Consider the following 25,722-nt stretch of genomic DNA (forward strand, 5'->3'; position numbering starts at 1 on the left):
CGAGAACGAGGCTCACGGCCTGGTCCTTGTACTCCTGGGTGAAGTTACGGCGTGTCGCCACGCGATTGCCTCCGCTGCGATCAGCGGCAGTCTACGACCGGATGTCTACAAGATCGGGAACGGTCCACCGTTGCGCCGCCGAGAGGACGACCACGATTGGGAGCACCTAAGCCTTCCACCAGGGCCGACAAGCACCTCCACCAGCCCACGCCCGACGCTGCCTCGTCGCGTCGGTGCTGGTGCTCGACGGCGACCCTGTTCAGCCCGGCCGGGGACATCGTCGTGCTGCGGGTGGCGGGCGAGGTGGACCTGGACAGCTTCGTCGTCCTGGACGCCGCCCTCGACGACGTCCTCGAACGGCGCCCCGACCACCTCATCGTCGATCTCACCGGGTTGGTGATCTGCAGCTCCCGCGGCATCACCGCCATCGCCCGCACCGCGCAGGTAGCCATCGCCGACGGCACCCGCTACAGCATGAGCGGCGCCTCACCGATGCTCGCGCGGCTGTGGCCGCACTACTGGCCCGACGGTGACGCTCCCCCCATCCACCGCACCACCGCCGCCGCGGTGCTCTCCGCCATCGTGCTGCAAGCCGACCAGTGGAAGCCGGTGCCGACCGCGCCCGAGCAGGCGCGCCCCGTCGCGGACGAGCACCACCCGGACAGCCGACCGGTGCACCTCCTGGACGACGACGGCACCGACCCGTCCGGCCTCACCGACCGCCGCCATCCACGCCCCGACGTGCACGACCCCGATCCCTCAGCGCTCCGACAGGCGCTGCACCGCCACCGCAGCACGGTGTACCGCAGCGCACTGCACGCCCTCGGCGCCCCCTACAAGACTCATCCCCTGGCACCAGACCTCGACGCGCAACTGCGCATCGCCCTCGCCGGTTTCGCCACCACCACACCGGACGACCACAGCAACGCCCGCGCCAGCGGACCTTCTACGCATACGTCGTAAACGCTCACCGTTCCCTGCCGACGTGCCGGGTCCGAAGCATCCTGGGCAGATGTGGTCACCTGTGGATCAACCCGCCACCGCGCACCGCGACGCCTGATCCGAACACGGCTGGCACCGCGGCGGACCTGCTTCTGATCAGCTCGGTCAGGACAACCCCACACCGACGAGGCCGTGAACGATCAAACCAGCCGAATCATGACGTCGGCCGCCGCCCGACCAACACACGTCGTGGCCGACCACGCACCGCGTCCCCGGCTACACCTCCGGCGCCACGAGGTCGGCCGCCCGCCTCTGGGGTGGCGCGTCTAGCTGCGAACCAGCTTGTATACGTACCCACTGCGTTCGCGTGGGCTTTGTTGCACCAGTCGGTAGGTTGCGGTGGGCACGGAGGTCGAGTGTCTCAACGAACTCTCCTCGAACGGCCTGAGCAGTGCCCCAGGATTCGAAAGCTCGATCTCTTGTGGCGGCAAGCCGTCGGACCCGGCATCGATGAAAAGCGTCTCGCCCCCATGGGGTCCGTCTTCGATGAAGGCCAAGACCTCCCCGCTACCCACGAAGATCATGGTTTCAGTTTCCTGACCTCGGATCCAGGCCGTTCGGCACAGACCTCTCAACGCCGACAGGTCTCGCTGCGAGCGGTCGACCAGCACTTCCTCGACGCGTGAGGCCTTGAAGGGCCTGCGTCCACCTGGCTGCGGCAACCGCACGGCCGCTCGGAACACCACGTCGAACCACAACGGACCCGTGTTCCGCCGCCGGGCCGCGCGTCAGTGGCGACGGAGCGAGTATCCTCGGACACACTGTCGATCGTGCGATCCGGACCCCGTCGTGCTCACCGAACGTACGCAGTATCGAGACGGGGTCGAACATGATCGAGACGTCTGGCTACGCCCCGCCTGTTCCCGGTGCTCCCGGTGGGTGAGCAGGGGGCGGTGACGCGAGCGTTGTTGGGCCTCCCTAGACACGATGTGCGGGATCGGCAACTGGCTGAGCAGATCTGCCGGGCGTGCGTCGACGGGCTCGACGTGCACGGCGCGGCCATCTCGCTGCTGACCGGGAGCCCGTCGCGGGAGACGCTGTGGGCCAGCGACCCGACGGCCGACCTGCTGGAGGACCTGCAGTTCACGCTGAACGAGGGCGCCTGCATGCAGGCCGCATCCACCGGGTCACCGGTACTTGTCGCGAACCTGCACGACAGCACCGACGCCCAGCGATGGCCGGTCTTCGCCGCCGCGGTGGCCGAGCAGACCGACGCCCTCGCCCTGTTCGCCCTGCCCCTGCAATGGGGGACGATCAACCTCGGCGTGTTGGACCTCTACCGCCGCACCCCCGGCGGCCTGAGCCCGGAACAGTCGCGCGACGCGATCAGCGCCGCCGATGTCGCGGCGCTCATGATGCTCGGCGTCCGTACCGAGCCTGCCGACAGGGACGGCGACGGCGACGGCCGGGATGGCGATGGGAACGGGGACGGGGACGGTTGGCTCGATCCCGCGGTCAGCGGCCGTGCGGAGGTCCATCAGGCCACCGGCATGGTGCTGGTCCAGCTCGACGTCGACGCCGAGGTCGCCTTGGCGCGGATGCGCGCCCACGCGTTCGTCGAGCAGCGGCTACTCATCGACGTCGCCCGCGACGTAGTGTCGCGAAAGCTGCGCTTCACCGACGACATGGCCTGACACGTGACCGCTGAGGAGGCAACCGAGATGAGTCAAGCAGTCAGCGGTCGCGAACAGCTGGTGAGCCGAGCCTTCATCGGGCTCGCCGACACCCTGGTCGACGACTACGACATGATCGAACTGCTCGACCGGTTGGTCGGCTACAGCGCCGAGCTGCTCGCCGCGGACGCAGCGGGACTCGTACTGGGCGACGCCAAGGGAACCCTGCGGGTGGTCGCGTCCTCGAGCGAGGACGCCGAGCTGATGGAGCTGCTGCAACTGCAGAACGACGAAGGCCCGTGCCTAGAGTGCTACCACACCGCCACCCCCGTCAGCGTGCCCGACCTGGACGACGCTGGACGACGCTGGCCCGGGTTCACCGCGGCCGTGCGAGCACGGGGGGTGTTCCGTTCCGTGCATGCGCTGCCTCTGCGGCTACGGAAGGAGTCGATCGGTGCGCTGAACCTGTTCCACAGCCGACCCGGTCCACTCCCCGAGGTCGACCTGGCCCTGGGGCAGGCACTCGCCGACGTCGCCACGATCGGGATCCTGCAGGAACGGGCGATCCGACGCGGCGAGGTCGTCACCGAACAGCTGCAGACCGCCCTGAACAGTCGCGTCGTCATCGAGCAGGCCAAAGGGGTCATCGCCGAGCGCGCCGGGCTGCCCATGGACGCCGCGTTCGACCGGCTACGCCGCTACGCCCGCAGCAGCAACCAGAAGCTCAGCGACGTCGCCCGCCGCCTCGTCGAGCGCGACCTCGATCCAGAGCTGGTACTCAGAGCGGCTCACCCCGCCGCGGCCGGTCGATCGCGGCCGCTGCGCACGCCGAACACCTGACCAGCACCGCAAGGTTGCTAGCGCCTGTAACAAGGCGGCCGTAACGTAGGAGTTGTTGCCCCAGACCCCGGTGACCGCATCCGCCGTCGACCCGGAAGTCCGCCATGGCATCGCACGCAGCGGCAGCCACACCCGCAGACACCACCGGCGTGACCCCTGGGCAGCCCGCGAACGATCACCCCGCCGGGTGGTCATGGAGCACCGAACCGCTGCCCACGCGACACGGCATCATCGTCGTCCTACGGCTCGGCGGCGAAATCGACATGCTCAACCAGCCGGAACTGCAGACCGCCCTCACCGACACCCTCACCGGCAGACCGCACCACCTGGTCGTCGATCTGGCAGCCGTCACGTTCTGCTGGGTCCAAGGACTCGTCCTGCTCGCCGACACCGCAGAGATCGCCACCGGGAACGGAACCGGGTACGCCCTCAGCGGTCTGCCCGCGCCCATCCGGCGGCACGTCACCCTGCTGTGGGGCGACGCCTTCCCCACCACTTACCGAACAACCGCCATCGCGGTGAGCACCATCCGGGCCGACCACACCCGCTGATCCCCTGGCCGAATGTTCGACCCGCACCCACCCGGGTACCTACCAGGCACAATGGCGATCAGCGGCGACGACTGGCGGCGGCTGCCCGACCCTGACCCACCGGATTCGCCGTCTAGCGAGACGAGCCCACCCTGGGGCGGCGAGCCCCTGGACGACATCCGTCCGCCGCTGAACGCCGACGGGTTAGCAACGCCGCAGGATGCCGCCCGACTCCGCCATGAACTGGCCGCCTGGCTCGCCCTCGACGTACCCGACGAACCGCTCGAAGACCTGGTCCTCGCCACCTACGAGGCGATCGCCAACGCCGCCGAACACGCCTACGTCGACCACTCCGACGCCGCGGGACCGATCCACCTCCATGCTCGCCGCACCAGCGACTGCGTCATCATCACCGTCACCGACGAGGGCGAATGGCGGATCCCGACCGGGCAGGGCTTCCGCAGCCGCGGCCTTGCCCTGATGCATCTCCTCGTCCCCGACGTCCACATCGGCCCGACCCACACTGGAACCGCAGTCCACCTACGCATGTGTATACCGACCAACGGCCTCGCGTAGCGGGGTCGTTCGACCGGTCGTCGTGCACGATCAGGCGGGCATTGCCTCGACCAAGCTACGTCGAACCCGACGTCCTGACCTACGGAGTCTGATCACGCTCGTCGCGGACGCGCGTCGCCGTCCCAGCTCGGACTTCTCGTGGCCGTCGTCACCGCGCTCCCGTGAGCCGTACACCACCGCCCCACGCCCGGCCAGCACGGTGCAGTGGTGCCCACCCTGCCCGTCGCTCCCCTTGTTCCTGCTCAGACGATCGGCGACCCACCCGTCACGGCGATCACGTCTGCGGTGATGTAGCTCGACTTCTGAGAAGCCAGGAACACGTAGCTCGGGGCGAGCTCGGCAGGCTGTGCCGAGCGACCCATCGGCGACTGTTCCCCGAACGACTTCACCTTCTCCTCGTCCATCGTCGCGGGAATCAGCGGCGTCCACACCGGCCCCGGCGCCACCGAGTCGACCCTGATGCCCTTCGTCCCGCACCGCCACGTCCACCACGCGCCGGCACACGGCCTCGTCGCGGAGATCCCCGGAACCTTCACGGCCTTGCGGCCCGCGTCCTCGATCAGACGCACGGTCTCCTGGGCGTCCTTCTCCTCGGATTCCAGGTACGGGATGAGCACGTCTGCGCCCTCGCGCGCGAACGCCAGTGCCACCGCCCGCCCGATTCCGAACTCACCACCGGTGATGACCGTCTTCTTGCCCTCGACCCGTTGCTCCCCTTGTAGGTCTCCTCGCCGTGGTCGGGCTGGACGTCCATCTCGTCGGCGTGGCCCAGGTACTCGACCGTCTCCTCGCCGCTGCGAGGTGCTGCGTGCTGTGCAGTGGGGTCCTGCTGGGTGGGCTGGTCCTGCGTCACGCGAGATCCTTCGGGCGGTCCGACTGGCTGCTGCGACGGGACGGGTCCCCCAGAAGGGGGCGGCGAACCCTCGACCAACAGCGTCGAACTTCAGGCCTGACGCACGCTTCGGCCGGTGCGAGGGTCCTGAGCGCGACCGGCCGTCGATCCGGGTTGAACTTCGGCCCCAGCGCAAACGCTCTCGGTGTCGGGCCGTACCCGCGTTGCACATGCCGACGGGCGCCTCCCGTGTGGGAGGCGCCCGTGGTGGCCTGTGTGGCCCTACCCCGGATCACGGGGCAGTAGAGCGGTCAGTTGTTGTCCGACCGCTGGGCCCCGGCGATGTTCGCCCAGGCCTTGCGCTGCAGCGCGAACAGGTTGCCCGTCAGCTCTGCCCAGGCCTGAACCGGGTTGACCACGCCGGCCTTCGCAGGCTCCGCAGTCACGCGCGGTGCCGAAGGTGCCGAAGGCGTGACGGGTGCGGTCCACTCGGCCACCGGGCGGATCGGGGTCGCGGGCTCGGGTGCCCAACCCTCGCGGCCCTGCGGCCCGGGGATGCCCTGCGGTCCCGGGATTCCGGGAGGACCCGCGGGACCAGCCGGACCCACCGGGCCCTGCTCCCCGCGGGGGCCCTGCTCCCCCGGCGCGCCCGGCAGACCGTCCGCACCCCGCGGGCCCTGCTCACCACGCTCTCCGATCGGACCCTGCTCGCCGACCGGACCCTTGTCACCGGTCGGGCCGACCTCACCGCGGGGGCCCTGCTCACCGATCGGGCCCTGCAAGCCCATCGGCCCCATCGGGCCCATCGGGCCGGCCGGGCCGACCGGTCCCTGCTCGCCGGGCAGACCCGGCAGGCCCATCGGGCCGACGGGACCCTGCTCACCGGTCAGACCGGTCAGACCCTGCTCGCCACGCTCGCCGTGCTCGCCCTTCTCACCGGGCGCACCCGTGAGGCCCTGCTCGCCGCGCTCGCCGGGCAGACCCTTCTCGCCCACCTCGCCGGGCAGACCCTTGAGGCCCTGCTCGCCGCGCTCACCGCGCTCACCGGTCAGGCCCTTCGCACCGGGCTGACCCTTGAGGCCCTGCTCACCGGGCTGGCCCTTGTCTCCGGGCTGGCCCTTGTCACCGGTGGGTCCGGGCTTGCCGGTGACACCGGGCTTGCCGGGCAGACCCTGCTCGCCGCGCGGACCCTGCTCGGCCACCACCGCGGCCACGGTCACAGTGGCGTCGGTACCGGCGTCGGTGTCGGCGCCGACGTCGATGGCGCCGTTGTCCGTGTTTTCTGCCATGTCGAACTCCGTATCAAAGAATGCGGTACCGGCCGTGAGCCGGCAGTGCCGCAGAACGCGGCGCCGCAGAACGCGGCGTGACATGCCCCACCGGTCGCGACCGCGTCAGCGGTGGCGGTGTGGGCCGTGCCCAGATCAGGCGCCTGAGATCAGGCGTCGCGGTGCGCGCGGACGCCGGCCTTGGCCAGCCCGCGGCTGACCATGTAGCCGATCGCCAGCAGCGTGACGTAGAACCAGGCCTTATCGGCCAGGAAGACATCACCGCGGCCGTCGGAGTCGCCCACCAGGCCGGAGGCGACGAGCACACCGACGACGGCGACCAGGAACACGACGAACTCGGTCGTCTTGAACGCGGCCTTCGTCTCGGCGAAACGATCCACGGAGGCGCCGACGACGGTGCCGTCCTGAGCCTCGGTGCGGAGGACGTGGTTCGGGGTGTTGACAGACAAGAAACAGACTCCATTGATCGACTGCACCCGACGAGCAGTCTCAGAATTTAGACCGCAGAATCGCTCGGGCAACAGAAGCAACACTAGGCGCGTCCCCGGCCCGCTGACGTTTTAGAGACCCATGTCGCAGACCGTTTAGAGCAGCTGACGTGACTTGGGGAACAGCACACTGTGAACTGCTCGAAGATCAGCCGAGCCGGCACGACGCAAACCCTCAACATGACTTGCGATACACATCCGATTACACGAGCACAGTTGTGACCTGGCGTCGTGACCGAGCCAGGTGCGGCGGATCGCGCACCCCGGACCCTCCGTTGGAGATGCGCATTGCAGTCGACCCGTTTCGGCTCGCCCCGAGGCGCGGCAGTTGACCGCGACCGACAGTTTCCCGCCTGTAATCAGCCCCGTCCGCGGGATCTCGCACGGCGGCGACAAGTCGTCTGGGCAGAGATTCGCCTGGACTCCGAGAACGACCAGACGGTGATCAGGACTCCTGTTCCGGTGCTCTCATGTCCCGCACGCGACGGTGGGGAGCGAGGGCAGGCGGCGTTGGCTTCGCGTCACCTTGTCCGAGCGGGCTCGGGGATTGCGCATCCGCGGAACGGCGACCGAGAATCGGCGGGTCGCGACCGGCTGGTTGTGGCGTCCAGCGGAGATGCCTCGGAGTCCCATGGTCGGAGCCCCGGGTTTGGCCTCGAATCCGAGTACGCGGCGCGTCGCCCCGGCCCCTGGCCCGTCACCACTGACTTGACGATCTACCTGACCTGCGACGGTCGTAGGCGGCAATTCACGCAGGTGGCGGTTGCGCTGACCGCGACAGCGCACGGCGGCAACAACAACGACGAGCCCTCGCCGGGCGGGAACGCCCGGGTTACGGCGGCTTGACGGAGCAAACCCGGAGCGAACCAGCTGCGAGACGCCGTCACGTCCCGAGACGCAAGAGCAGGAACGCGCAGGTCAACCTATGTGTCAGCGCATTCTGCCGGTAAAGGCCTGTACGCCCGGCCCGGACAGCTCGGGCAGGGTCGCGGGTCGGCCGGCGATGGCCATCAGCAGGGCCTCGGCGGATCCTTCGACCACTGGTCCGGTTCCCCTTCGCCAGTCGAGATCGGTGGCGACGAAGGAAAGCCCTCGGATGCGCTCGCGGGCGTGGATCGGCGGCGCGGTCGGAGCGAACTCGAGCGCGGCTCGCACTCGGTCGGGGGGAACCTCGCGGGGCAGCCCCAGTGCGCGGCGGATGTCCTGGTGGTGAATGAGGCCATCCGTAAGCGCGATCCGGCCGCCGAAGCCGGCGGGCAGTCCGTGGGGCTGAAGGTGCTCCTTGGCTACAGCAAGCAGCTCGTCGGTGGAGTCGTCGGCGAAGGCGGCGACTCCCAGGGCGTTGACGCGATCACCGCTCAAGCGGCCGGCGAGGAACCGGCGGACGAGCGCGACCGTGCCGAGGGTGTCGTAGCTGAAGACGTGGGCCACGACGTCCCTGACCCGCCACTCCGTGCACAGACTTGGCGCGTTCCACTGCTCCGGCTCCAGTGTGACGAGCAGGTCTGCCAAGTCCGCGCGCTCTGCGCGGGCAAGCGCCATGGTGTCCACGGCCGGAGTCACCCGGCGTTCGCGGCGGTCTTCGCGTAGTTCTCCAGCAGCAGCGTCCAGCTGCCGCCACCGCGAATCGCGTCGTGGATGGCCTGGCCGCCGTCGAGCCGTTCGAAGTAGCGGTGCTCGACCTCGACCCGGGTCTGCTCGGGTCCGTCCTCGACGAACAGCACCTCAATCTCGCTGGCGTGGTCGGGGTCGGGGTCGAACTGCCACGCGCCGCTGATCTGCCAGGTGAACACCACCCGGTCCGGCGGCTCCCAGGCGAGGACGCGACCCCAGTCGCACTCGTTGCCGTCGACGCCCCGTTCGTACCAGCGCCCACCGACGCGCGGTTCGAGGAGGATCTCCGCCACCTCCGCCTCGCCGATGTGGTACTGATGCGGCCACCACCCCGTGAAGTCCTCGGTGAACACGCGGAAGGCCTGATCGACGGGCAGGCCGACAGTGGCGGTGGCGGTGATCGGCGGGATCGGCGCGGTCGTGGTCATCAGTCCTCCTGGTTCGAGACTTCGTCGTTTTCAAGGCGGCCGGCTGTCTCGGCCGCCTTCTGGAACCCGACGAGGGCATCGCCCCAGACGCCGTCGAGCCATGAGCGCAGCGCGCCGACGCCGTCCGGATTGAGCCGGTAGATCCGGCGGGTGCCCTCGGCCTGGCTGATCACCAGACCGCCGTCTTTGAGGACGCGGAGGTGTTGGGACACCGCCGGTCGGCTGATCGGCAGCTGGTCGGCCAGCTCCTGTACCGAGGACGGACGACGCGCCAGCAGTTCGAAGATGACCCTGCGAGTCGGGTCGCCGAGCAACCCCAACCCACCATCTCCGTAAGCTGACACGAACGGTAAGTCTAGGCGTACTGAAGAACGGGAATCAAGACCAGCGAAGGAGACCTCCTCAGGTGGTAGCCGCGAACGCAGTAGTGCGGCGTCGTTCAACGATGGCCGCGGCGGTGAGGGTGGCGATGCCAAGTAGACCACCGGTGAGGGCAAGGGCGGCGTAGCTGCTGGTGGCGACCATGAGGCCCGAGCCGAACCCGCCGGCCGCACCGCCGAGGGCGACCGCGACGTCGACCCGGCCCTGGGTTCGGGCCGTCGTCGCCGGATCGAGGGCGCCTGCAAGTGCGGCGGTGCCGCTGAGCAGGCCGATGTTCCAGCCGACACCGAGCAGGGCAACTGCGATCGCGAGGGCTGCCAGTGACGTCCCAGGGGGCGAGCGCTGCGATCAGGCCGGCAGCGAGCAGGACGGTTCCGGCGAGCACGGCGGCCGGGGTGCTGCCGTAGCGGTCGACGAGCCAGCCGCTGAGAGGGGCAGGCAGATACATCGCCGCGATGTGGATGGCGATGATCAGTCCGGCGGCGGCGACGCCGTGGCCATGCTCGAGGATGTGCACCGGTGTCATCGTCATGATCGCCACCATGACCAGTTGCGTGACGACCATGGTGATGCCCCCGGCGAGCACTGCGCGGGATCCACTCTCTCGCGGGGTGGGCGGTGCCTCGGCAGCGGTGATTACGGTGTCGGAGGCGGTCGCGGACGCGGTGGCCGGCTCAGGGTCGGCCGCGTGCGTTGACTGCTGGGCCCGAGCGTGCAGGAGCGGGTCGGGGCGCAGCAGCGCGGTCAGGACAATTGCTGCGGCTCCGTAGCCACGGCGGCCAGGACGAACGGTCCGGTCAGTGGGGGTAGCCCGAGGCCGACTGCGGTGGTGTCGGTGACCGCAGCGAGGTTGGGGCCGACGACGCCGCCAACGGTGGTGGCCACGAGCACGGTACTGATCGCGCGGCCCCGGCTGGTGGGGTGCGCGAGGTCGGCGCCAGGGAGGCGCTCGACGCTCCCACGCGGTCGCCTGCGCCGGGTCTGCTCCGCAGCCGACGTGGTGCGACGGTAGCAGTGTTCGCACCACAAACGACTCCACGGCGACGACGGTGGGATCCCGTCGCCGGGAAAGTACCTGGTTGGAGCGGTGGGCGCGGCAGGGTTCGAACCTGCGACCGCTCGGGTGTAAGCCGAGTGCTCTCCCGCTGAGCTACGCGCCCGCGCCCGGGCCGGAGCCCGGGGTACCTCAGGCGGCCAGCGCCGCCACCGCCTTGCGCCACCCGTTCTGGTCGCGCGCCTCGCCAGGCCCGTTGACCTCGGCGAACTGCACGATGCCGTCCTTGTCGACCAGGAATGTGCCGCGTGTGGCCATGCCGCGGGGCTCGAAGAACACCCCGTACGCCTGCGCGACCTCGCCGTGCGGCCAGAAGTCCGACAGCAGCGGGAAGTCGAAGCTCTGCGAGTCCGACCAGGCCTTCAGCGCGTACGGAGGATCGGTCGAGATCCCGAGGATCTGGACGTCGTCGTTCTGGAAGTCGGCGAGGTTGTCGCGGACCGCGCACAGCTCGCCGGTGCAGGTGCCGGAGAACGCGAACGGGTAGAACACCAGCAGCACGGCGCGATCACCACGGAACGACGAGAGCGTGACGTCCTGGTTGTTCTGGTCCTTGACGGTGAAGTCAGGGGCCTCGGTACCCACCTCGGGTGCCATGCGGTCCTCCACAGCTCGACGACGCCGACAAGCCTAGCGGGCGGATCCGCTCACTGAGCCGAGGCCGGGACGCCGACCACGAGGAGGGCGGTGTCGTCGTCCAACGCAGGCCCGAACCCGTCGAGGAGACCGCGCACCGCCGCGACGGCGTGCGACGCGCTCGCCGGTGCCTGCGACGCGAGGAACTCCAGCAGGTCGTCCTCGTCGAAGCGGGTGTCCCGGTCGACCCGGGCCTCGCTGAGACCGTCGGTGTAGAGCAGGAGGGTGTCGCCGGGGCCGAGATGCAGGGCCGTGGCGACGAAGGAGGCCTCGGGCAGCAGGCCGACGACCTGTCCCCCGACGTCGTAGCCGTACTCCGCTGTGCCGTCCGAGCGGATCACGACGGGCGGCGGATGCCCGCCGGTGGCGAGGACGACGCCGCAGCCGTCGGCTCCGGGTGTGAGCACGCCGAAGACCACGCTGCAGAAACGGTGCGCCGGGTCGAGCCGCTCCCGGTGCAGCGCGGCGTTGAGCTCGGTCAGCACCGCGACGGGGTCCGGATCGTGGACGGCCGCCGCGCGCAGCGTGTAGCGCGCCAGCGAGGTCACGACGGCGGCGCCTGCGCCGTTGCCGCACACGTCGCCGATGAACAGGCCCCACCGGCCGTCGTCGAGCCGGAACAGGTCGTAGAAGTCGCCGCCGACCTCGTCGGTCGAGGCGGGGTGGTAGTGCGCCGCGACCTCGAGACCGGGCACGACCGGCAGTGCCGGCGGGAGCAGGGTGCGCTGGAGGGTCGCGGCGAGGCGGGCGAGACGGTCGCGCTCGAGGTCGGCCTCCCGCCGCGCCGCCAGCAGCTCACGCTCGTACGCGCGGCGCTCACTGGCGTCGACGACGGTGGTGCGGATCAGCAGCGGCTCGCCGTCCGTGCCCGTCTTGAGGGTGGACGTGACCAGCACCGGCAGGCGCCGGCCGTCGGCCGCCGCCAGTTCCAGCGCCACCCCGTTGATCTCACCCTGCATCCGCAGCAGCGGCGCGAAGTGCGTCTCGTGGTAGAGCCGTCCGCCCACCGTGAGCAGGTCCGCGAACCGGCGGACCCCCACGACCTGAGCACGTTCCAGGCCCAACCAGCCCAGCAACGTCGCGTTGATCTTGGCGATCGTGCCGTCGAGCAGTGTGGAGAGGTAGCCGCACGGGGCGTACTCGTAGAGATCCTCCATGCTGTCCTCCAGCAGCGCCGAGAACCGCGCGTCCGGGCAGTCCGCGCTGCAGGGCTCCTCGACGGCGTCGGGCCCGGTCCGGCACATCGCTAGAGCCCGGCGACGAAGGACGCGATCGCCTCGGCCGTCGCCTCGGGCGCGCTGAGCTGCGGGCAGTGCCCGATGGCGTCGAGGGTGACCAGGCGGCTGCCGGGCACGGCCGCGTGCACGTACGCCCCCACCTCCCGCGGCGCGATGGCGTCGTGTGCGGTCTCGACGACCAGCGTCGGCACGGTCACACGCGCCAGGTCCGCGCGGTTGTCGGACAGGAACGTCGCCCGCGCGAACACCCGGGCGATCCGCGGGTCGGTCCGGCAGAAGCTGTTGGTCAGCTCCTGCCCCAGCTCCGGCCGGTCCGGGTTGTCCATGATCACCGGCGCCATCGCCGCGGACCAGCCGAGGTAGTTGCTGTCGAGCGACTCCAGCAGCTCGTCGATGTCGGCGGCGCTGAACCCGCCGCGGTAGCCCTCTTCGTCGATGTAGCGGGGCGACGGGGTCAGGAGCACCATGCCGGCGAAGCGCTCCGGGTCGTCGGCCACGGCCAGCACGCCGATCATGGAGCTGACCGAGTGCCCGACGAACACCACCTGGCGCAGATCCAGCTCCTGCACGAGCTCGCCGACGTCGTCGGCGTACCCGCGCAGCGACCCGTACCGCTGCTCGCTCCAGGCCGACAGGTCCGAGTTGCCCGCGCCCACGTGGTCGAACAGGACGACCGGGAAACGTTCCGCCAGCGCGGGAGCCACGAGCCGCCACATGTTCTGGTCGCACCCGAAGCCGTGCGACAGCATGACGACAGGTCCCTCCCGCCGTCCGGTGACGACGACGTTGTTCCGGGCCCGCACGTCCACGCGCACATCCTCGCATGGACCGGCCGACGCACCGATGGTGTTGACCATGCGGGCGACCCCCGGCATAGGGTGGGACGAACCGGAGGAGGCGGGCGTGCGGATCGAGGACTGGTTCCTGACCGCGGCGGAACGCGGCAACCCGGCCTACACGCTGCCCGACTGGTCCATCGGCAACCTCGTCGTCGCGCACGTGCACGGGTCGGCGTATTTCGCCCGATTGGTGGGCGTGGTGTCCGCCCTCGATGCGGACGACCACCTCTTCTTCACCGACTGGCGCGGAGACGCCGACGAGCGCCTGGGCCCCGAGGGCCCCACGGTCGGGACGCTGTTCGGCGACGCGGCCAAGCGCGGCGTGGTCGTCAAGGGGCTGGTCTGGCGCAGCCACCACGACGAGCTGTCGTACAGCGAGGAGCAGAACCGCCACCTCGGCGACGACGTCAGCGAGGCCGGCGGAGAGGTGCTCCTCGACCAGCGGGTGCGCCGCGCCGGCTCGCACCACCAAAAGACGGTGGTCGTCCGGACGCCCTCCTCGGATGGGCCCGACGTGGCGTTCGCCGGGGGCATCGACCTGTGCCACACGCGCCGCGACGACGCCGCCCACCACGGCGACCCCCAGACCGTGCCCATGGCGAAGGAGTACGGCGAGCACCCGCCCTGGCACGACGTCCAACTGGAGCTGCAGGGGCCGGTCGTCGGGCTGCTCGACGGCGTGTTCCGCGAGCGGTGGACGGACCCGCGCTCGCTGGACACCGACAACCCGGTCTCCTACCTGAAGGACCGGCTCCGCCACGTCGACCTCACCCCGGACCCGCTTCCGGAGCAGCCCCCGGACCCGTCGGACACCGGACCGTGTGCGGTCCAGGTCCTGCGCACCTATCCCGCCATCCGACCCAAGGCGCGGTACGCCCCGCACGGCGAGCGCTCCGTCGCCCGCGGCTACGGCAAGGCCTTCCGGCGGGCGCGGCGGCTGATGTACATAGAAGACCAGTACATGTGGTCGCCGCACATCGCGCGGCTGCTGGCCGACGCGCTGCAGAGCAATCCCGAGCTGCACATCATCGTCGTCGTGCCGCGTCATCCCGACGTCGACGGCCGCTTCGCGCTGCCCCCGAACGAGGTGGGGCGGATGGAGGCCATCCAGGTGGTGCAGAAGGTCGCGCAGGACCGGGTGCACGTCTTCGACCTCGAGAACGCCGCCGGAACCCCGATCTACGTGCACGCGAAGGTCTCCGTCGTCGACGACGTGTGGGCGTGCGCGGGCAGCGCGAACCTCAACCGCCGCTCGTGGAGCCACGACGGCGAGCTGTCGTGCGCGGTACTGGACGAGACGCCCGACGAGCGGGAGCCGCGCGACCCCGCCGGGCTCGGCGACGGCGCGCGCCGTTTCGCCCGCGAGCTGCGGCTGACGCTGATGCGGGAACACCTCGACCGGGCCGACGGCGACGACGACGATCTCCTCGACCCCGACGACGCCGTCCGGGCCGTGACCAGCGCCGCGGACGCCCTCGACGCATGGCACGACGCCGGGCGGGTGGGGCCGCGGCCACCGGGGCGACTCCGGCCCCACCGACCGGAGAAGCTGCCGTTGTGGACACGGCTGTGGGCCGTGCCGGCGTACCGGCTCGTGTACGACCCGGACGGCCGTTCGGTCAAGGACCGCCTGCGCCGTCGCTGGTGAGCGGCGCGGGGAGAGGCGCCGTGGGGAGAGCTACCGCCGTGACCGCGCCACCCGACCCGACACCAGCCGCGCACCCGCCCAGCTGTCGCCCACGCTGACGTTCGACGTCTGCGACAGGCCCGCTGTGAGTGCGGCCTCGGCGATCTCGCTCGGCTCGACGTGCCCGCCGCGCCCCGTCTTCGGGGTCAGCACCCAGATCACGCCGTTCTCGGCGAGCGGGCCGATCGCACCGATCAGGGCGTCCGCGAGATCGCCGTCGCCCTCCCGCCACCAGAGCAGGACCACTTCGACGACATCGTCCGCGTCCTCGTCGAGCAGATCGTCGCCGCACCGCTCTTCGACGGCGTCGCGCACCGCCTCGTCGACGTCGTCGTCCCACCCGAGCTCCTGGACGACGGTTCCCGGCTCCACGCCGAGCTTGCCCGCGATGTCGGACCCCCGTCCGGCATCTTCCGCGGCAGCCACGCCCTGCACCCCTTTTCCTCGTCTCCGATCAGTTACGGCCAGTCGGGGCCGTTCCGGATGCGGCATCCGAACACGTCGACTCGTGAGCGCGCAACCGCCGTTCCGCCGATCACACATCGAGGGGCACGATAGGGGCAGCAGCGCGGCGCCGGAACACCCACATCGACGGGTGCGGGCCCGCGGGCGAGCACGATCCCAGTCAGCACGAGCCAGGGAGACCCCGTGACCGCGCAGGGCAAGGACGGCAAGAGCGAGGGCGAGCGGGTACGCATCCCGATCATCCGGGAGGGGCTGGCCGCTCACCTGCCCGACATCGACCCCGACGAGACCACCGAATGGCTGGAGTCGTTCGACGCCGTCGTCGACGCTGCCGGGCAGCAGCGCGCCCGCTACCTGATGCTGCGGATGCTGCAGCGCGCACGCGAGCGCCACGTCGGCGTCCCTTCGCTGACCAGCACGGACTACGTCAACACGATCCCGACCGACCGCGAGCCGTGGTTCCCCGGCGACGAGGAGGCCGAGCGCGCCTATCGCCGTTGGATCCGGTGGAACGCCGCGATCACCGTGCACCGCGCGCAGCGGCCGGGGATCGGCGTCGGCGGCCACATCTCGTCCTACGCCTCGTCGGCGACGCTCTACGAGGTCGGCTTCAACCACTTCTTCCGGGGCAAGGACCACCCGGGTGGCGGCGACCAGGTCTTCATCCAGGGCCACGCCTCCCCCGGCATCTACGCCCGCGCCTACCTCGAGGGCCGGCTGGACGAAGACCGGCTCGACGGCTTCCGCCAGGAGCTCTCGCACGGCGGCCCCGGTCACGGCCTGCCGTCCTACCCGCACCCGCGGCTCATGCCCGACTTCTGGGAGTTCCCCACCGTCTCCATGGGCCTCGGCCCGATGAACGCCATCATGCAGGCGCGGTTCAACCGGTACCTGGGCGCGCGCGGGTTCACCGACACGAGCGACCAGCACGTGTGGGCCTTCCTGGGCGACGGCGAGATGGACGAGCCCGAGTCGCGCGGTTTGATCCACATCGCCGCGGGCGAGGGCCTGGACAACCTGACCTTCGTCGTCAACTGCAACCTGCAGCGGCTCGACGGCCCGGTACGGGGCAACGGCAAGATCATCCAGGAGCTGGAGTCGTTCTTCCTCGGCGCGGGCTGGAACGTCATCAAGGTCATCTGGGGCCGTGAGTGGGACGGCCTGCTGGCCCGCGACCGCGACGGTGCGCTGGTCAACCTCATGAACACCACGCTCGACGGCGACTACCAGACCTACAAGGCCAACGACGGCACGTTCGTCCGCGAGCACTTCTTCGGCCGCGACCCGCGGACGAAGGCGCTGGTCGAGCCGATGAGCGACGCCGAGATCTGGAACCTCAAGCGCGGCGGGCACGACTACCGCAAGGTCTACGCGGCCTACGCCGCGGCGACGGCGCACCACGGCCAGCCCACCGTCATCCTGGCTAAGACGATCAAGGGCTACGGGCTGGGGGCGCACTTCGCGGGCCGCAACGCGACCCACCAGATGAAGAAGCTGACGCTGGACGATCTCAAGGAGTTCCGCGACTCCCAGCGCATCCCGATCCCGGACAAGCAGCTCGAGGAGAACCCGTACCTGCCGCCGTACTACCACCCGGGTGAGCACGCGCCGGAGATCCGCTACATGCGCGACCGGCGGGCCCGCCTCGGCGGGGCGGTGCCGGAGCGCCGGGTCACGGCCAAGCCCCTCGTGCTGCCCGGCGACAAGGTCTACGAGGTGATCCGCAAGGGCTCGGGCAAGCAGGAGGTGGCCACGACGATGGCCTTCGTCCGGCTGCTGCGCGAGCTGGTGAAGGACAAGGAGATGGGGGCGCGCTTCGCGCCGATCATCCCCGACGAGGCGCGGACGTTCGGGATGGACTCGATGTTCCCGACGCAGAAGATCTACAACCCGCACGGGCAGCTCTACACCTCGGTCGACGCCAACCTCATGCTCGCCTACAAGGAGAGCGAGACCGGGCAGCTGCTGCACGAGGGGATCGACGAGGCCGGGTCGATGGGCTCGTTCATCGCGGCGGGCAGCTCGTACGCCACGCACGGCGAGCCGATCATCCCGGTGTACGTCTTCTACTCGATGTTCGGCTTCCAGCGCACCGGCGACTCGATCTGGGCGGCGGGCGACCAGATGGCGCGCGGCTTCCTCATCGGTGCGACGGCCGGACGGACCACGCTGACGGGCGAGGGCCTGCAGCACAACGACGGGCACTCGCAGCTGCTCGCCGCGACGAACCCCGCCGTCGTCGCGTACGACCCCGGGTTCTCCTACGAGGTCGCGCACATCGTCAAGGACGGGCTGCGGCGGATGTACGGCAGCCAAGAAGGAGACGAGCAGGGCGACGACGTCCTCGAGGGCGAGAACGTCATCTACTACCTGACCGTCTACAACGAGCCCTACGTCCAGCCGGGCGAGCCGGACGACCTCGACGTCGACGGCCTGCTCCGCGGCATCTACCGGTACCAGGCCAGCGGCCACGACGACGGCCCGCAGGTGCGCCTGCTCGCCTCCGGCGTGGCGCTGCCCTGGGCCGTGCGGGCGCGGCAGATGCTCGCCGAGCAGTGGGGCGTGGGCGCCGAGGTGTGGTCGGTGACCTCGTGGAACGAGCTGCGTCGCGACGGCGTCGAGGCCGAGCACCACAACCTCGTGCACCCCGACGCGGAGCCGAAGGTGCCCTACGTGCACTCGGCGCTGCAGGGCGACGCTCCGGTCGTGGCCGTGTCGGACTGGATGCGGGCGGTGCCCGACCAGATCCGCCAGTGGATCCCGGCCCGGTTCACCACGCTGGGCACCGACGGGTTCGGCCTGTCCGACACCCGGCCGGCGACGCGCCGCCACTTCGCCGTCGACGCCGAGTCGATCACCGCAGCGGCTCTCGCGACGCTCGCCGCGGAGGGCGAGCTGGACCGGTCGGTGGCGGTCGAGGCCGCTGCGAAGTACCACATCCACGATCCGCAGGCGGCCGGTCCGCAGACGAGTGACCCGGGCGTCGCCTGAGGGGGTCCTACCGGCGGAGCGGACGAAGTGCGATCGGTCGCTCCGCCGGTAGCCCGGTCGCGGGTCACGGCCAGAAAAACACTGGTCATTGCCCCTCGGCAAGAGCGTTCTCGCACGGTACGCTCCCCGCCGACGCCGGCCGCGAGACTGCGTACGGTGTCCCGACCCGGGCGCGGACCGTAGCGGCCAGGCGGCGCGATGCCGGGGGCCAGTGCCTCGGCGCCCAGTACGAGGAGAGCAAGAATGGCAGAGGGCACCGTCAAGTGGTTCAACAGCGAGAAGGGCTACGGCTTCCTCGCTCCCGACGGTGGCGGCGCGGACGTGTTCGTGCACTACTCCGCGATCCAGACCAACGGATACAAGAGCCTCGACGAGGGCCAGCGCGTGTCCTTCGACATCGAGCAGGGTCAGAAGGGTCCGCAGGCCACCAAGGTCACGCCACTCGGCTGACCACGCACGGCACCGCACTCTCCACCCGCACCGCCGGCACCGACGGCGGTCCGACAGCGCGGTGCCGGGCGGTGCGTCCCCGAACGCCCCACCCGGCGCCGTGACCCGCACTGGCCGCGGCCCGGTCGGGCACAGCGGGGCGGTCTCCGCCGCCACGCGGCGTCGTCTCGAGCTGGCGGCGGGTGACCTGGCTTCGGCCTGTCTGGCGGCGATGGACCGCCAGCCCTGGTTCGGCCGGCTCACCGCGGACCAGCGTGCCGCCGTGCTGCTCGTGACCCAGCGGGGGGTCGCCAACTTCGTCGCGTGGCTGGACGAGCCTGCCGAGACCATCCGGCTGACGGCCGAGGCGTTCCGCATCGCGCCGCGCGACCTCGCACGGCGCCTGTCGCTGCGCCGGACCGTCGAGCTCGTCCGCATCGCGACCGACGTCTTCGAGGAGCGCCTCCCGCCGCTGGCGGCGGACGACGACGAGCACCGGGTGCTCGTCGAGGGCGTGCTGCGCTTCGGGCGCGGCGTGGCGTTCGCCGCCGCGACCGCCTACGCGGCTGCGGCGGAGGCCCGCGGGACCTGGGACGCCCGCCTGGAGGCGCTGGTCGTCGACGCGGTCGTCCGCGGCCCGCTGCCCGATGTGGATCACACGGGGAACGCGGCGGGCGACGACGACGCACTCGTCTCCCGCGCCGCGGCCCTGGGCTGGGACCCGGCGTCGCCGGTGCGCGTGGTCGTCGGGCCGGCTCCGGACCCGCGGTCGTCGGCCGAGCATCTGGGCGAGCTGCGCCGCCTGGGCGTGCGGACCCACCGCCCGGTGCTGGTCGCGGTGCAGGGCGGGCGTCTGGTCGTCGTGCAGGCGGAGCCGGGCATCGACCGGGATCCGCTCGACGGCGCCGCCGTCCTCGACGCCTTCGGACCGGGACCGGTCGTCATCGGGCCGCTGGCCACGGGCCTGACCGGCGCCCACGCGAGCGCCCGCGAGGCCCTCGCCGGCCTGCGGGCCGCTCCAGGTCGCCCCGACGCCCCGTACCCCGTCGCCGCCGACGATCTGCTGCCCGAGCGCGCCCTGGGCGGCGACCCGGCCGCGCACCGACGGCTGGTCGACTCCGTCGTCGCCCCGCTCGCCGCGGCGGGCGGCGAACTGCTGCACACACTGGCCGTCTACGTCGAGGGCGGCGGGGCGCTCGAAGCCTGCGCGCGCACCCTCTACGTCCACCCCAATACCGTCCGGTATCGGCTGCGCCGGATCGGCGAGATCACCGGCTACTCCCCCACCCATCCGCGTGATTCGTTCGTGCTGCGGACCGCGCTCGTCGCCTCCCGCCTGCAGGGTTGGAGCAAACCTCTAAAGGACGGCGGGTGAGTTTGGTGGAAAGCGACATGCCGTACGACCGCGGCGCCGGTGAAGCTTGCTCCGTGATCGCCCTGCTCGCGCCCGGTCAGGGCGCGCAGACGCCCGGCATGCTCGCTCCGTGGCTGATCGACGACGGCTCGCGGGCCGATGTGGCCCGTTGGTCGGACCTCACGGGCCTGGATCTGGAGCGCCTGGGCACCACCGCGGACGCCGACGAGATCAAGGACACCGCGGTGACCCAGCCCCTCGTGGTGGCCACCGCGCTGCTCGCCCACGGCCTGCTCGCCGGCCGGGTCGAGCTGCCCGTGTCCCTGGTCGCCGCAGGCCACTCGGTCGGCGAGCTGGCCGCGGCCGCCGTCGCGGGCGTGCTCACGCCGGATGCCGCGGTGGCGCTGGCTGCGGTGCGCGGGCGGGAGATGGCAGCCGCGTGCGCGTTGGAGCCGACGGGCATGAGCGCCCTGCTGGGCGGGAACCCGGACGAGGTGCTCGCCCGCATCGAGGAGCTGGGGCTGGACGCCGCCAACCGCAACGGCGCAGGCCAGGTCGTGGCCGCCGGCCCGCGCGACGCGCTGGCCGCGCTGGCCGAGAACCCGCCTGCGCGGGCCCGGGTCGTGCCGCTCGCGGTCGCCGGCGCGTTCCACACCCGGTTCATGGCTCCCGCGGAGAAGGCGCTCGGCGAGCACGCCACGTCGGTGACGCCCGACGAGCCGACCACGACGCTGCTGTCCAACGCAGACGGCTCGGTGGTGACCGGCGGCGCGGAGGCGCTGCGCCGGCTCGTCGCCCAGGTGACCCTGCCCGTGCGGTGGGACGCCTGCCAGGCGACGATGCGCGAGCTGGGCGTCGGCGCACTGATCGAGCTGCCGCCGGCGGGGACGCTGGTCGGTCTGGCCCGCCGGGAACTCAAGGGGGTGCGGACCTTGGCGTTGAAGACACCCGACGACCTCGATGCCGCCGCGGAACTGGTAGCGGGCGACCTCGCAGGGAGCACCCGATGAGCGTCGTCCTGAGGCTGGCCGAGAGCGTGCCGGGAGCCCGGTTGCTCGGGCTGGGCAGCTTCCAGCCGGACCGGGTCGTCACCAACGACGAGCTGGCCGCACGGGTCGACACCAACGACGAGTGGATCCGTTCCCGGGTCGGCATCGAGAGCCGGCGCATCGCGGACAAGGACACGATGCTGGTCGACATGGCGTCCGACGCAGGCGCCCTCGCGGTCAAGGACTCCGGACTCGAGCCGTCCGACATCGGCGCGGTCATCGTCGCCACCTGCACGATGATCGACAACATCCCGAACGCCGCGGCCCAGGTCGCGCACCGGATCGGGATCCCGACGCCCGCCGCGTTCGACCTCAACACCGCGTGCTCCGGCTTCGCCTACGGGCTCGCGGTCGCCGCGGACCTCGTGCGGGGCGGGACGGTCCGGCACGTGCTGGTGATCGGCGCCGAGAAGCTGTCCGACTGGATGGACTGGGACGACCGCGCGACCTGCATCATCTTCGCCGACGGCGCGGGCGCCGCGGTCGTCGGCCCGGCACCCGACGCGGAGTCGGTGGGAGTCGGGCCCGTGGCCTGGGGCAGTGCGGGCGACCAGTCCCAGACGATCCGGATCAATCCCGACACCCGCGCCCTGCACCAGGAGGGCCAGGCGGTGTTCCGCTGGGCCACCACGCGGGTGGCGCCGGTCGCGCTGCGGGCGGTCGAGCTGGCCGGCCTGACCCCCGCCGACATCGACGTGCTCGTGCCGCACCAGGCGAACCTGCGCATCGTCGAGGCGGTCGCCAAGCGGCTCCATGCCAAGGGCGCACGCGACGACCTGCGCGTCGCCGACGACATCATCCACTCGGGCAACACCTCGTCCGCCTCGATCCCGCTGGCGCTGGACCACATGCGGGCTCAGGGCCGCCTGCGGTCCGGTGACACGATGCTGCTCGTAGGCTTCGGGGCGGGGCTCTCGTACGCGGCGCAGGTCGTCGTCTGCCCCTGAGCCCGACCGCTGGATCCAGTCCACCCTGACTTTCCACGTCCCCCAATGGAGGAGAACAGCATGGCCGACATCGCCGAGATCCAGACCGGACTGGCGGAGATCGTCGAGGAGGTCGCCGGCATCGACGCCGCCGAGGTGACCCCCGAGAAGTCCTTCGTCGACGACCTCGACATCGACTCGCTGTCGATGGTCGAGATCGCGGTGCAGGCCGAGGACAGGTTCGGTGTGAAGATCCCGGACGACCAGCTGGCGCAGCTGAAGAACGTCAGCGACGCCGTGGACTACATCGCGAAGAACCAGTGACCTCAGGCGGCACCGTGACCACTACGAACGTCGTCGTCACCGGGTACGGCGCGACGACCCCGCTGGGCGGGGACGCCGCGTCGACCTGGGACGCCCTGCTCGCCGGACGGTCGGGAGTGTCGCGGCTGGAAACCGACTGGGTCGAGCGGTTCGACCTGCCGGTCAGGATCGCCGCGCAGCTGGCGGTGGAGCCCGCCGAGGTACTCAAGCGTGTCGAGGCCCGGCGGTGGGACCGGAGCGAGCAGGTGGCGATCATCGCCGCCCGCGAGGCCTGGGCGCACGCGGGCCACGCCGGCGACGAGCCGACGGTCGACCCGCTGCGCCTGGCCGTGATCGTCGGAACCGGCATCGGCGGCGCCCTGTCGTTGCTCGGCCAGGACGACATCCTGGAGACCCAGGGGCTGCGCAAGGTCTCGCCGCTGACCATTCCGATGCTCATGCCCAACGGTCCGGCCGCCTATGTCGGCCTGGAGCTGGGGGCGAAGGCCGGGGTGCACGCCCCGGTGTCGGCGTGCGCATCGGGCGCCGAGGCGCTCGCGTGGGGCTGGCGGATGATCAAGTCGGGAGAGGCGGACGTCGTCGTCGCCGGCGGCGCCGAGGCCTGCATCACGAGCATCCCGATCGCCGGGTTCTCGCAGATGCGCGCGATGAGCACGCGCAACGACGAACCCGAGCGGGCCTCGCGGCCGTTCGACGTCGACCGCGACGGCTTCGTGCTCGGCGAGGGCTCGGGGATCATGGTTCTCGAGCGGGAGGAGTTCGCCCGGGCCCGGGGTGCCTCGGTGTACGGCCGGCTCGCCGGCATCGGCACCTCGTCCGACGGCTACCACATCACCGCACCCGACCCGCAGGGCAGCGGCGCGGCGCGGGCCATCGGGGCCGCGCTGCGGACGGCGGGCATCGATCCGACCGACGTCGGACACGTCAACTGCCACGCCACGTCCACCCCGGTGGGCGACGTGGCGGAGGCGGCGGCGATCCGGGCCGCGATCGGCGACCACCCGGTGCTCACCGCGCCGAAGTCGGCGATGGGGCATCTGCTGGGAGCGGCCGGGGCGGTGGAGAGCATCGCCGCGATGCTGTCAGTGCGCGAGGGGATCATCCCCCCGACTCTGAACCTGGAGCGCATCGACGACGGTGTGCAGCTCGACGTGGCGGCGGGTGAGGCCCGCAAGGTCGACCTCACCGCGGCGGTGAACGACGCCTTCGGCTTCGGCGGCCACAACGTCGCACTGGTGTTCACCGCGGCGTAGTCGCCCGAGCAAGATATTGGACGAGCGGCCCTTTCCTCGGAACCTTTCCGACGAAAGGGCCGCTCGTTCGTTTCGGCAAGTTCTCGATCAGCCGACCTGGTGCAGCCAGGTGACCGGTGCGCCGTCGCCGGCGAGCCGGAACGGCTCCAGCGCCGTGTCCCACGCCGAGCCGAGCAGATCCTGCAGGCGACCGGCGACCTGGGTCGCCGGAGTGTCGACCATCAGGCCGCGCAGCTGGTCTTCGCCCACGACGATGTCGCCGTTGGCGCTCGTCCGCCCACGCCAGAGCCCGAGCGAGGGCGCGTAACAGAAGCGCTCGCCATCCACCCCGTGGCTCGGCTCCTCGGTGACCTCGAACCTCAGCATCGGCCATGCACGGAGCGCGCCCGCGAGCGCGCCCGCACTGCCGGCCGGCCCGGACCATGTGCATTCCGTACGCAGCAGGCCCGGGGCTGCCGGCTGCGCCGTCCACTCCAGCGATACTCGGGTCCCGAGCACGCCGGATATCGCCCACTCGACGTGCGGACACACCGCAGTCGGCGACGAGTGGACGAAGATCACGCCGCGTGTGCTCACTGCAGACCTCCGCTGTCGACGAGGAAACGTCTTCCCCTACGTCCTCGCGTCACGGTGGACCGCTCGAGCTCGCAACCGGCCGCATCATCGAGGTCGGTTACCGTTGATCAGTCTGCCCGCCACTCCCCCTCCCCGCCAACTTGCGTCGGCGCGGCGCGCGCGGTGGGCGTGTCGTATCCAGGTGCACACGGGTGGGTGCTGTCAAGAGTGATCAGGTGAGTAATCGGCGATCACCGTTCACCGATCGGTGAACGCCGCTTATCGCAGCCGTTCCGCCTCTCTCAGCGGGTGCGGCCACGCGCGCGCAACGGCGTCGACGGCAGCGGCGGAGCTGCCAGCGCGGGGCCCTCGAAGCCGGGAACGACGCCGAACGGACCGGGCCGGAACGGTCCGGCGCTCGCGGCGGACATCGCAGCCGGCTCCTCCGCCAGTTCCGCCTGCCAGCGGTCGCGGGCCGCGGTGATCTCCTCCCCCGTGCGGGCGATGAAGTTCCACCACATCACGATCTTCTCGGTGAACGGGATCCCGCCGAGAAGCAGCAACCGGCTCGGGGCGTCCGCACGCAACCGCAGCGTCGACCGGCCCGTGCCGAGGTAGCACAGGGAGCCGGGCTCCAGCTCGCCGCCGTCGACCTCCGGGGCGCCGGAGACGGTGAGCACGGCGTGCTCGAAGTCGCCCTCCAGTGGCAGCACGGCGTCCGCACCGCGCTCCAGCGTGACGTCGACACCGATGAGTGCGGTGTGCACCTGCCCCGGCGAGCGGGCCCCGGCGAGCTCCCCGAGCAGCACCGTCGCCGCCGCACCCGGCTCGCGCAGGACCGGCAGGTCGCGATGGTGCTCGAAGGACGGCACCCGCTCGCGCTCCGCCTCGGGAAGCGCCACCCACAGCTGCGCGCCGTGCAGCATCGGGGAGTGCGGGTCCGGCGACTGCTCGGAGTGCGCGATGCCACCGCCGGCCGTCATCAGCCCGAGCTCGCCCGGACGGATCAGCGCGTCGCTGCCCAGGCTGTCGCGGTGGTGGACCTCGCCGTCGAGCAGCCAGCTCACCGTCTGCAGCCCGGTGTGCGGGTGCGGCGGGACCTGCATCCCCGGCTCGCAGGCGATCTCGTCCGGGCCGTAGTGGTCGACGAAGCACCAGGCCCCGACCATCCGCCGGCCCATCGTCGGGAGCAGGCGCCGCACCACCGTGCTCTCGCCGAGCGGCACCGCCCGCGCGGGCAGGAGCTCCCGTACGGGGCCCGCGTCGGGCCGCCCCTGACACACCTGCACGGCCGGCTCCGCGGCGATGTTACTCACTGGACCACGGTAC

27 protein-coding genes and 1 tRNA gene are annotated in these 25,722 nt (G+C 71.1%); 13 read left to right on the plus strand and 15 right to left on the minus strand.

All coding sequences use genetic code 11. The annotated features are described in order from the left end of the window. Positions 1–282: 282 nt before the first annotated feature. From RM445_RS27240 to RM445_RS27260, 5 genes are all read left to right on the plus strand, one after another. A complete protein-coding gene (locus RM445_RS27240; RefSeq protein WP_311559728.1) occupies positions 283–963 on the plus strand; it encodes an STAS domain-containing protein in 681 nt (226 codons plus the stop codon). Between the two features lie 968 nt (positions 964–1,931). Continuing rightward, positions 1,932–2,636: a GAF and ANTAR domain-containing protein gene (locus RM445_RS27245; protein ID WP_311559729.1), complete on the plus strand. Its 705-nt coding sequence runs from the start codon at positions 1,932–1,934 to the stop codon at positions 2,634–2,636. Between the two features lie 27 nt (positions 2,637–2,663). After that, positions 2,664–3,455: a GAF and ANTAR domain-containing protein gene (locus RM445_RS27250; RefSeq protein WP_311559730.1), complete on the plus strand. Its 792-nt coding sequence runs from the start codon at positions 2,664–2,666 to the stop codon at positions 3,453–3,455. Between the two features lie 149 nt (positions 3,456–3,604). Beyond that, positions 3,605–4,006, plus strand: coding sequence for an STAS domain-containing protein (locus RM445_RS27255; RefSeq protein ID WP_311559731.1), 402 nt, complete (start codon positions 3,605–3,607; stop codon positions 4,004–4,006). 51 nt (positions 4,007–4,057) lie between these two features. After that, a complete protein-coding gene (locus RM445_RS27260) occupies positions 4,058–4,561 on the plus strand; it encodes an ATP-binding protein (protein WP_311559732.1) in 504 nt (167 codons plus the stop codon). 242 nt (positions 4,562–4,803) lie between these two features. Here RM445_RS27260 and RM445_RS27265 read toward each other — a convergent pair whose 3' ends face one another. From RM445_RS27265 to RM445_RS27315, 12 genes are all read right to left on the minus strand, one after another. After that, a complete protein-coding gene (locus RM445_RS27265; RefSeq protein ID WP_311559733.1) occupies positions 4,804–5,211 on the minus strand; it encodes an SDR family oxidoreductase in 408 nt (135 codons plus the stop codon). Positions 5,212–5,704: 493 nt separating this feature from the next. Further along, positions 5,705–6,682: a collagen-like domain-containing protein gene (locus RM445_RS27270; protein ID WP_311559734.1), complete on the minus strand. Its 978-nt coding sequence runs from the start codon at positions 6,680–6,682 to the stop codon at positions 5,705–5,707. 149 nt (positions 6,683–6,831) lie between these two features. Next, positions 6,832–7,131: a hypothetical protein gene (locus RM445_RS27275; protein ID WP_311559735.1), complete on the minus strand. Its 300-nt coding sequence runs from the start codon at positions 7,129–7,131 to the stop codon at positions 6,832–6,834. Positions 7,132–8,100: 969 nt separating this feature from the next. Then, positions 8,101–8,712, minus strand: a complete 612-nt coding sequence (locus RM445_RS27280) for a maleylpyruvate isomerase family mycothiol-dependent enzyme (RefSeq protein WP_311559786.1) — start codon at positions 8,710–8,712, stop codon at positions 8,101–8,103. Positions 8,713–8,729: 17 nt separating this feature from the next. Further along, a complete protein-coding gene (locus RM445_RS27285) occupies positions 8,730–9,212 on the minus strand; it encodes an SRPBCC family protein (RefSeq protein WP_311559736.1) in 483 nt (160 codons plus the stop codon). Further along, entirely contained in the window at positions 9,212–9,532 is a 321-nt protein-coding gene (locus RM445_RS27290) for an ArsR/SmtB family transcription factor (protein ID WP_311559737.1), read from the minus strand. The genes RM445_RS27285 and RM445_RS27290 overlap by 1 nt, the downstream gene beginning before the upstream one ends. Before the next feature lie 119 nt (positions 9,533–9,651). After that, positions 9,652–10,347: an MFS transporter gene (locus tag RM445_RS32560; protein WP_397469408.1), complete on the minus strand. Its 696-nt coding sequence runs from the start codon at positions 10,345–10,347 to the stop codon at positions 9,652–9,654. Continuing rightward, positions 10,338–10,478 (minus strand): hypothetical protein, encoded by a 141-nt coding sequence (locus RM445_RS27295; RefSeq protein WP_311559738.1) that lies wholly within the window; start codon positions 10,476–10,478, stop codon positions 10,338–10,340. The genes RM445_RS32560 and RM445_RS27295 overlap by 10 nt, the downstream gene beginning before the upstream one ends. 203 nt (positions 10,479–10,681) lie before the next feature. Beyond that, a tRNA-Val gene (locus RM445_RS27300) sits at positions 10,682–10,753 on the minus strand. Between the two features lie 26 nt (positions 10,754–10,779). After that, positions 10,780–11,244, minus strand: coding sequence for a peroxiredoxin (locus RM445_RS27305; protein WP_311559739.1), 465 nt, complete (start codon positions 11,242–11,244; stop codon positions 10,780–10,782). A 50-nt stretch (positions 11,245–11,294) separates the two neighbouring features. After that, a complete protein-coding gene (locus RM445_RS27310) occupies positions 11,295–12,527 on the minus strand; it encodes a PP2C family protein-serine/threonine phosphatase (RefSeq protein WP_311559740.1) in 1,233 nt (410 codons plus the stop codon). Positions 12,528–12,529: 2 nt separating this feature from the next. After that, entirely contained in the window at positions 12,530–13,330 is an 801-nt protein-coding gene (locus RM445_RS27315) for an alpha/beta fold hydrolase (protein WP_311559741.1), read from the minus strand. A gap of 46 nt (positions 13,331–13,376) precedes the next feature. Between RM445_RS27315 and RM445_RS27320 the strand changes: the two genes are divergently transcribed. Then, complete coding sequence (locus RM445_RS27320; protein ID WP_311559742.1) at positions 13,377–15,008, plus strand: phospholipase D family protein; 1,632 nt, start codon at positions 13,377–13,379, stop codon at positions 15,006–15,008. Positions 15,009–15,038: 30 nt separating this feature from the next. Here the strand turns inward: RM445_RS27320 and RM445_RS27325 are convergent, their stop codons facing one another. Further along, positions 15,039–15,473: a DUF3052 domain-containing protein gene (locus RM445_RS27325; protein ID WP_311559743.1), complete on the minus strand. Its 435-nt coding sequence runs from the start codon at positions 15,471–15,473 to the stop codon at positions 15,039–15,041. Between the two features lie 222 nt (positions 15,474–15,695). Between RM445_RS27325 and aceE the strand changes: the two genes are divergently transcribed. The 7 genes from aceE (at position 15,696) to RM445_RS27360 (ending at position 23,838) form a co-directional block, all read left to right on the plus strand. Then, positions 15,696–18,503 (plus strand): pyruvate dehydrogenase (acetyl-transferring), homodimeric type, encoded by a 2,808-nt coding sequence (gene aceE / locus RM445_RS27330; protein ID WP_311559744.1) that lies wholly within the window; start codon positions 15,696–15,698, stop codon positions 18,501–18,503. Positions 18,504–18,746: 243 nt separating this feature from the next. Further along, entirely contained in the window at positions 18,747–18,953 is a 207-nt protein-coding gene (locus RM445_RS27335) for a cold-shock protein (protein ID WP_075941971.1), read from the plus strand. A 100-nt stretch (positions 18,954–19,053) separates the two neighbouring features. Continuing rightward, the gene (locus RM445_RS27340) at positions 19,054–20,307 is read left to right on the plus strand and encodes a PucR family transcriptional regulator (protein ID WP_311559745.1); all 1,254 of its coding nucleotides are present in this window, start codon (positions 19,054–19,056) and stop codon (positions 20,305–20,307) included. Between the two features lie 17 nt (positions 20,308–20,324). Then, on the plus strand, positions 20,325–21,296 hold the full coding sequence (locus tag RM445_RS27345) for an ACP S-malonyltransferase (protein ID WP_311559787.1): 972 nt from the start codon (positions 20,325–20,327) through the stop codon (positions 21,294–21,296). Beyond that, a complete protein-coding gene (locus RM445_RS27350) occupies positions 21,293–22,282 on the plus strand; it encodes a beta-ketoacyl-ACP synthase III (protein WP_311559746.1) in 990 nt (329 codons plus the stop codon). The genes RM445_RS27345 and RM445_RS27350 overlap by 4 nt, the downstream gene beginning before the upstream one ends. A gap of 60 nt (positions 22,283–22,342) precedes the next feature. Next, complete coding sequence (locus RM445_RS27355) at positions 22,343–22,585, plus strand: acyl carrier protein (protein ID WP_311559747.1); 243 nt, start codon at positions 22,343–22,345, stop codon at positions 22,583–22,585. 14 nt (positions 22,586–22,599) lie between these two features. Next, positions 22,600–23,838, plus strand: a complete 1,239-nt coding sequence (locus RM445_RS27360; protein WP_311559748.1) for a beta-ketoacyl-[acyl-carrier-protein] synthase family protein — start codon at positions 22,600–22,602, stop codon at positions 23,836–23,838. An 87-nt stretch (positions 23,839–23,925) separates the two neighbouring features. Here RM445_RS27360 and RM445_RS27365 read toward each other — a convergent pair whose 3' ends face one another. Together RM445_RS27365 and RM445_RS27370 are read right to left on the minus strand one after the other, a co-directional pair. Next, positions 23,926–24,414 (minus strand): DUF3145 domain-containing protein, encoded by a 489-nt coding sequence (locus RM445_RS27365; protein ID WP_311559749.1) that lies wholly within the window; start codon positions 24,412–24,414, stop codon positions 23,926–23,928. Between the two features lie 281 nt (positions 24,415–24,695). Further along, a complete protein-coding gene (locus RM445_RS27370) occupies positions 24,696–25,709 on the minus strand; it encodes a pirin family protein (RefSeq protein WP_311559750.1) in 1,014 nt (337 codons plus the stop codon). Positions 25,710–25,722 lie beyond the last annotated feature (13 nt).

Source organism: Pseudonocardia charpentierae, from assembly GCF_031845345.1.
Classification (GTDB): domain Bacteria; phylum Actinomycetota; class Actinomycetes; order Mycobacteriales; family Pseudonocardiaceae; genus Pseudonocardia; species Pseudonocardia charpentierae.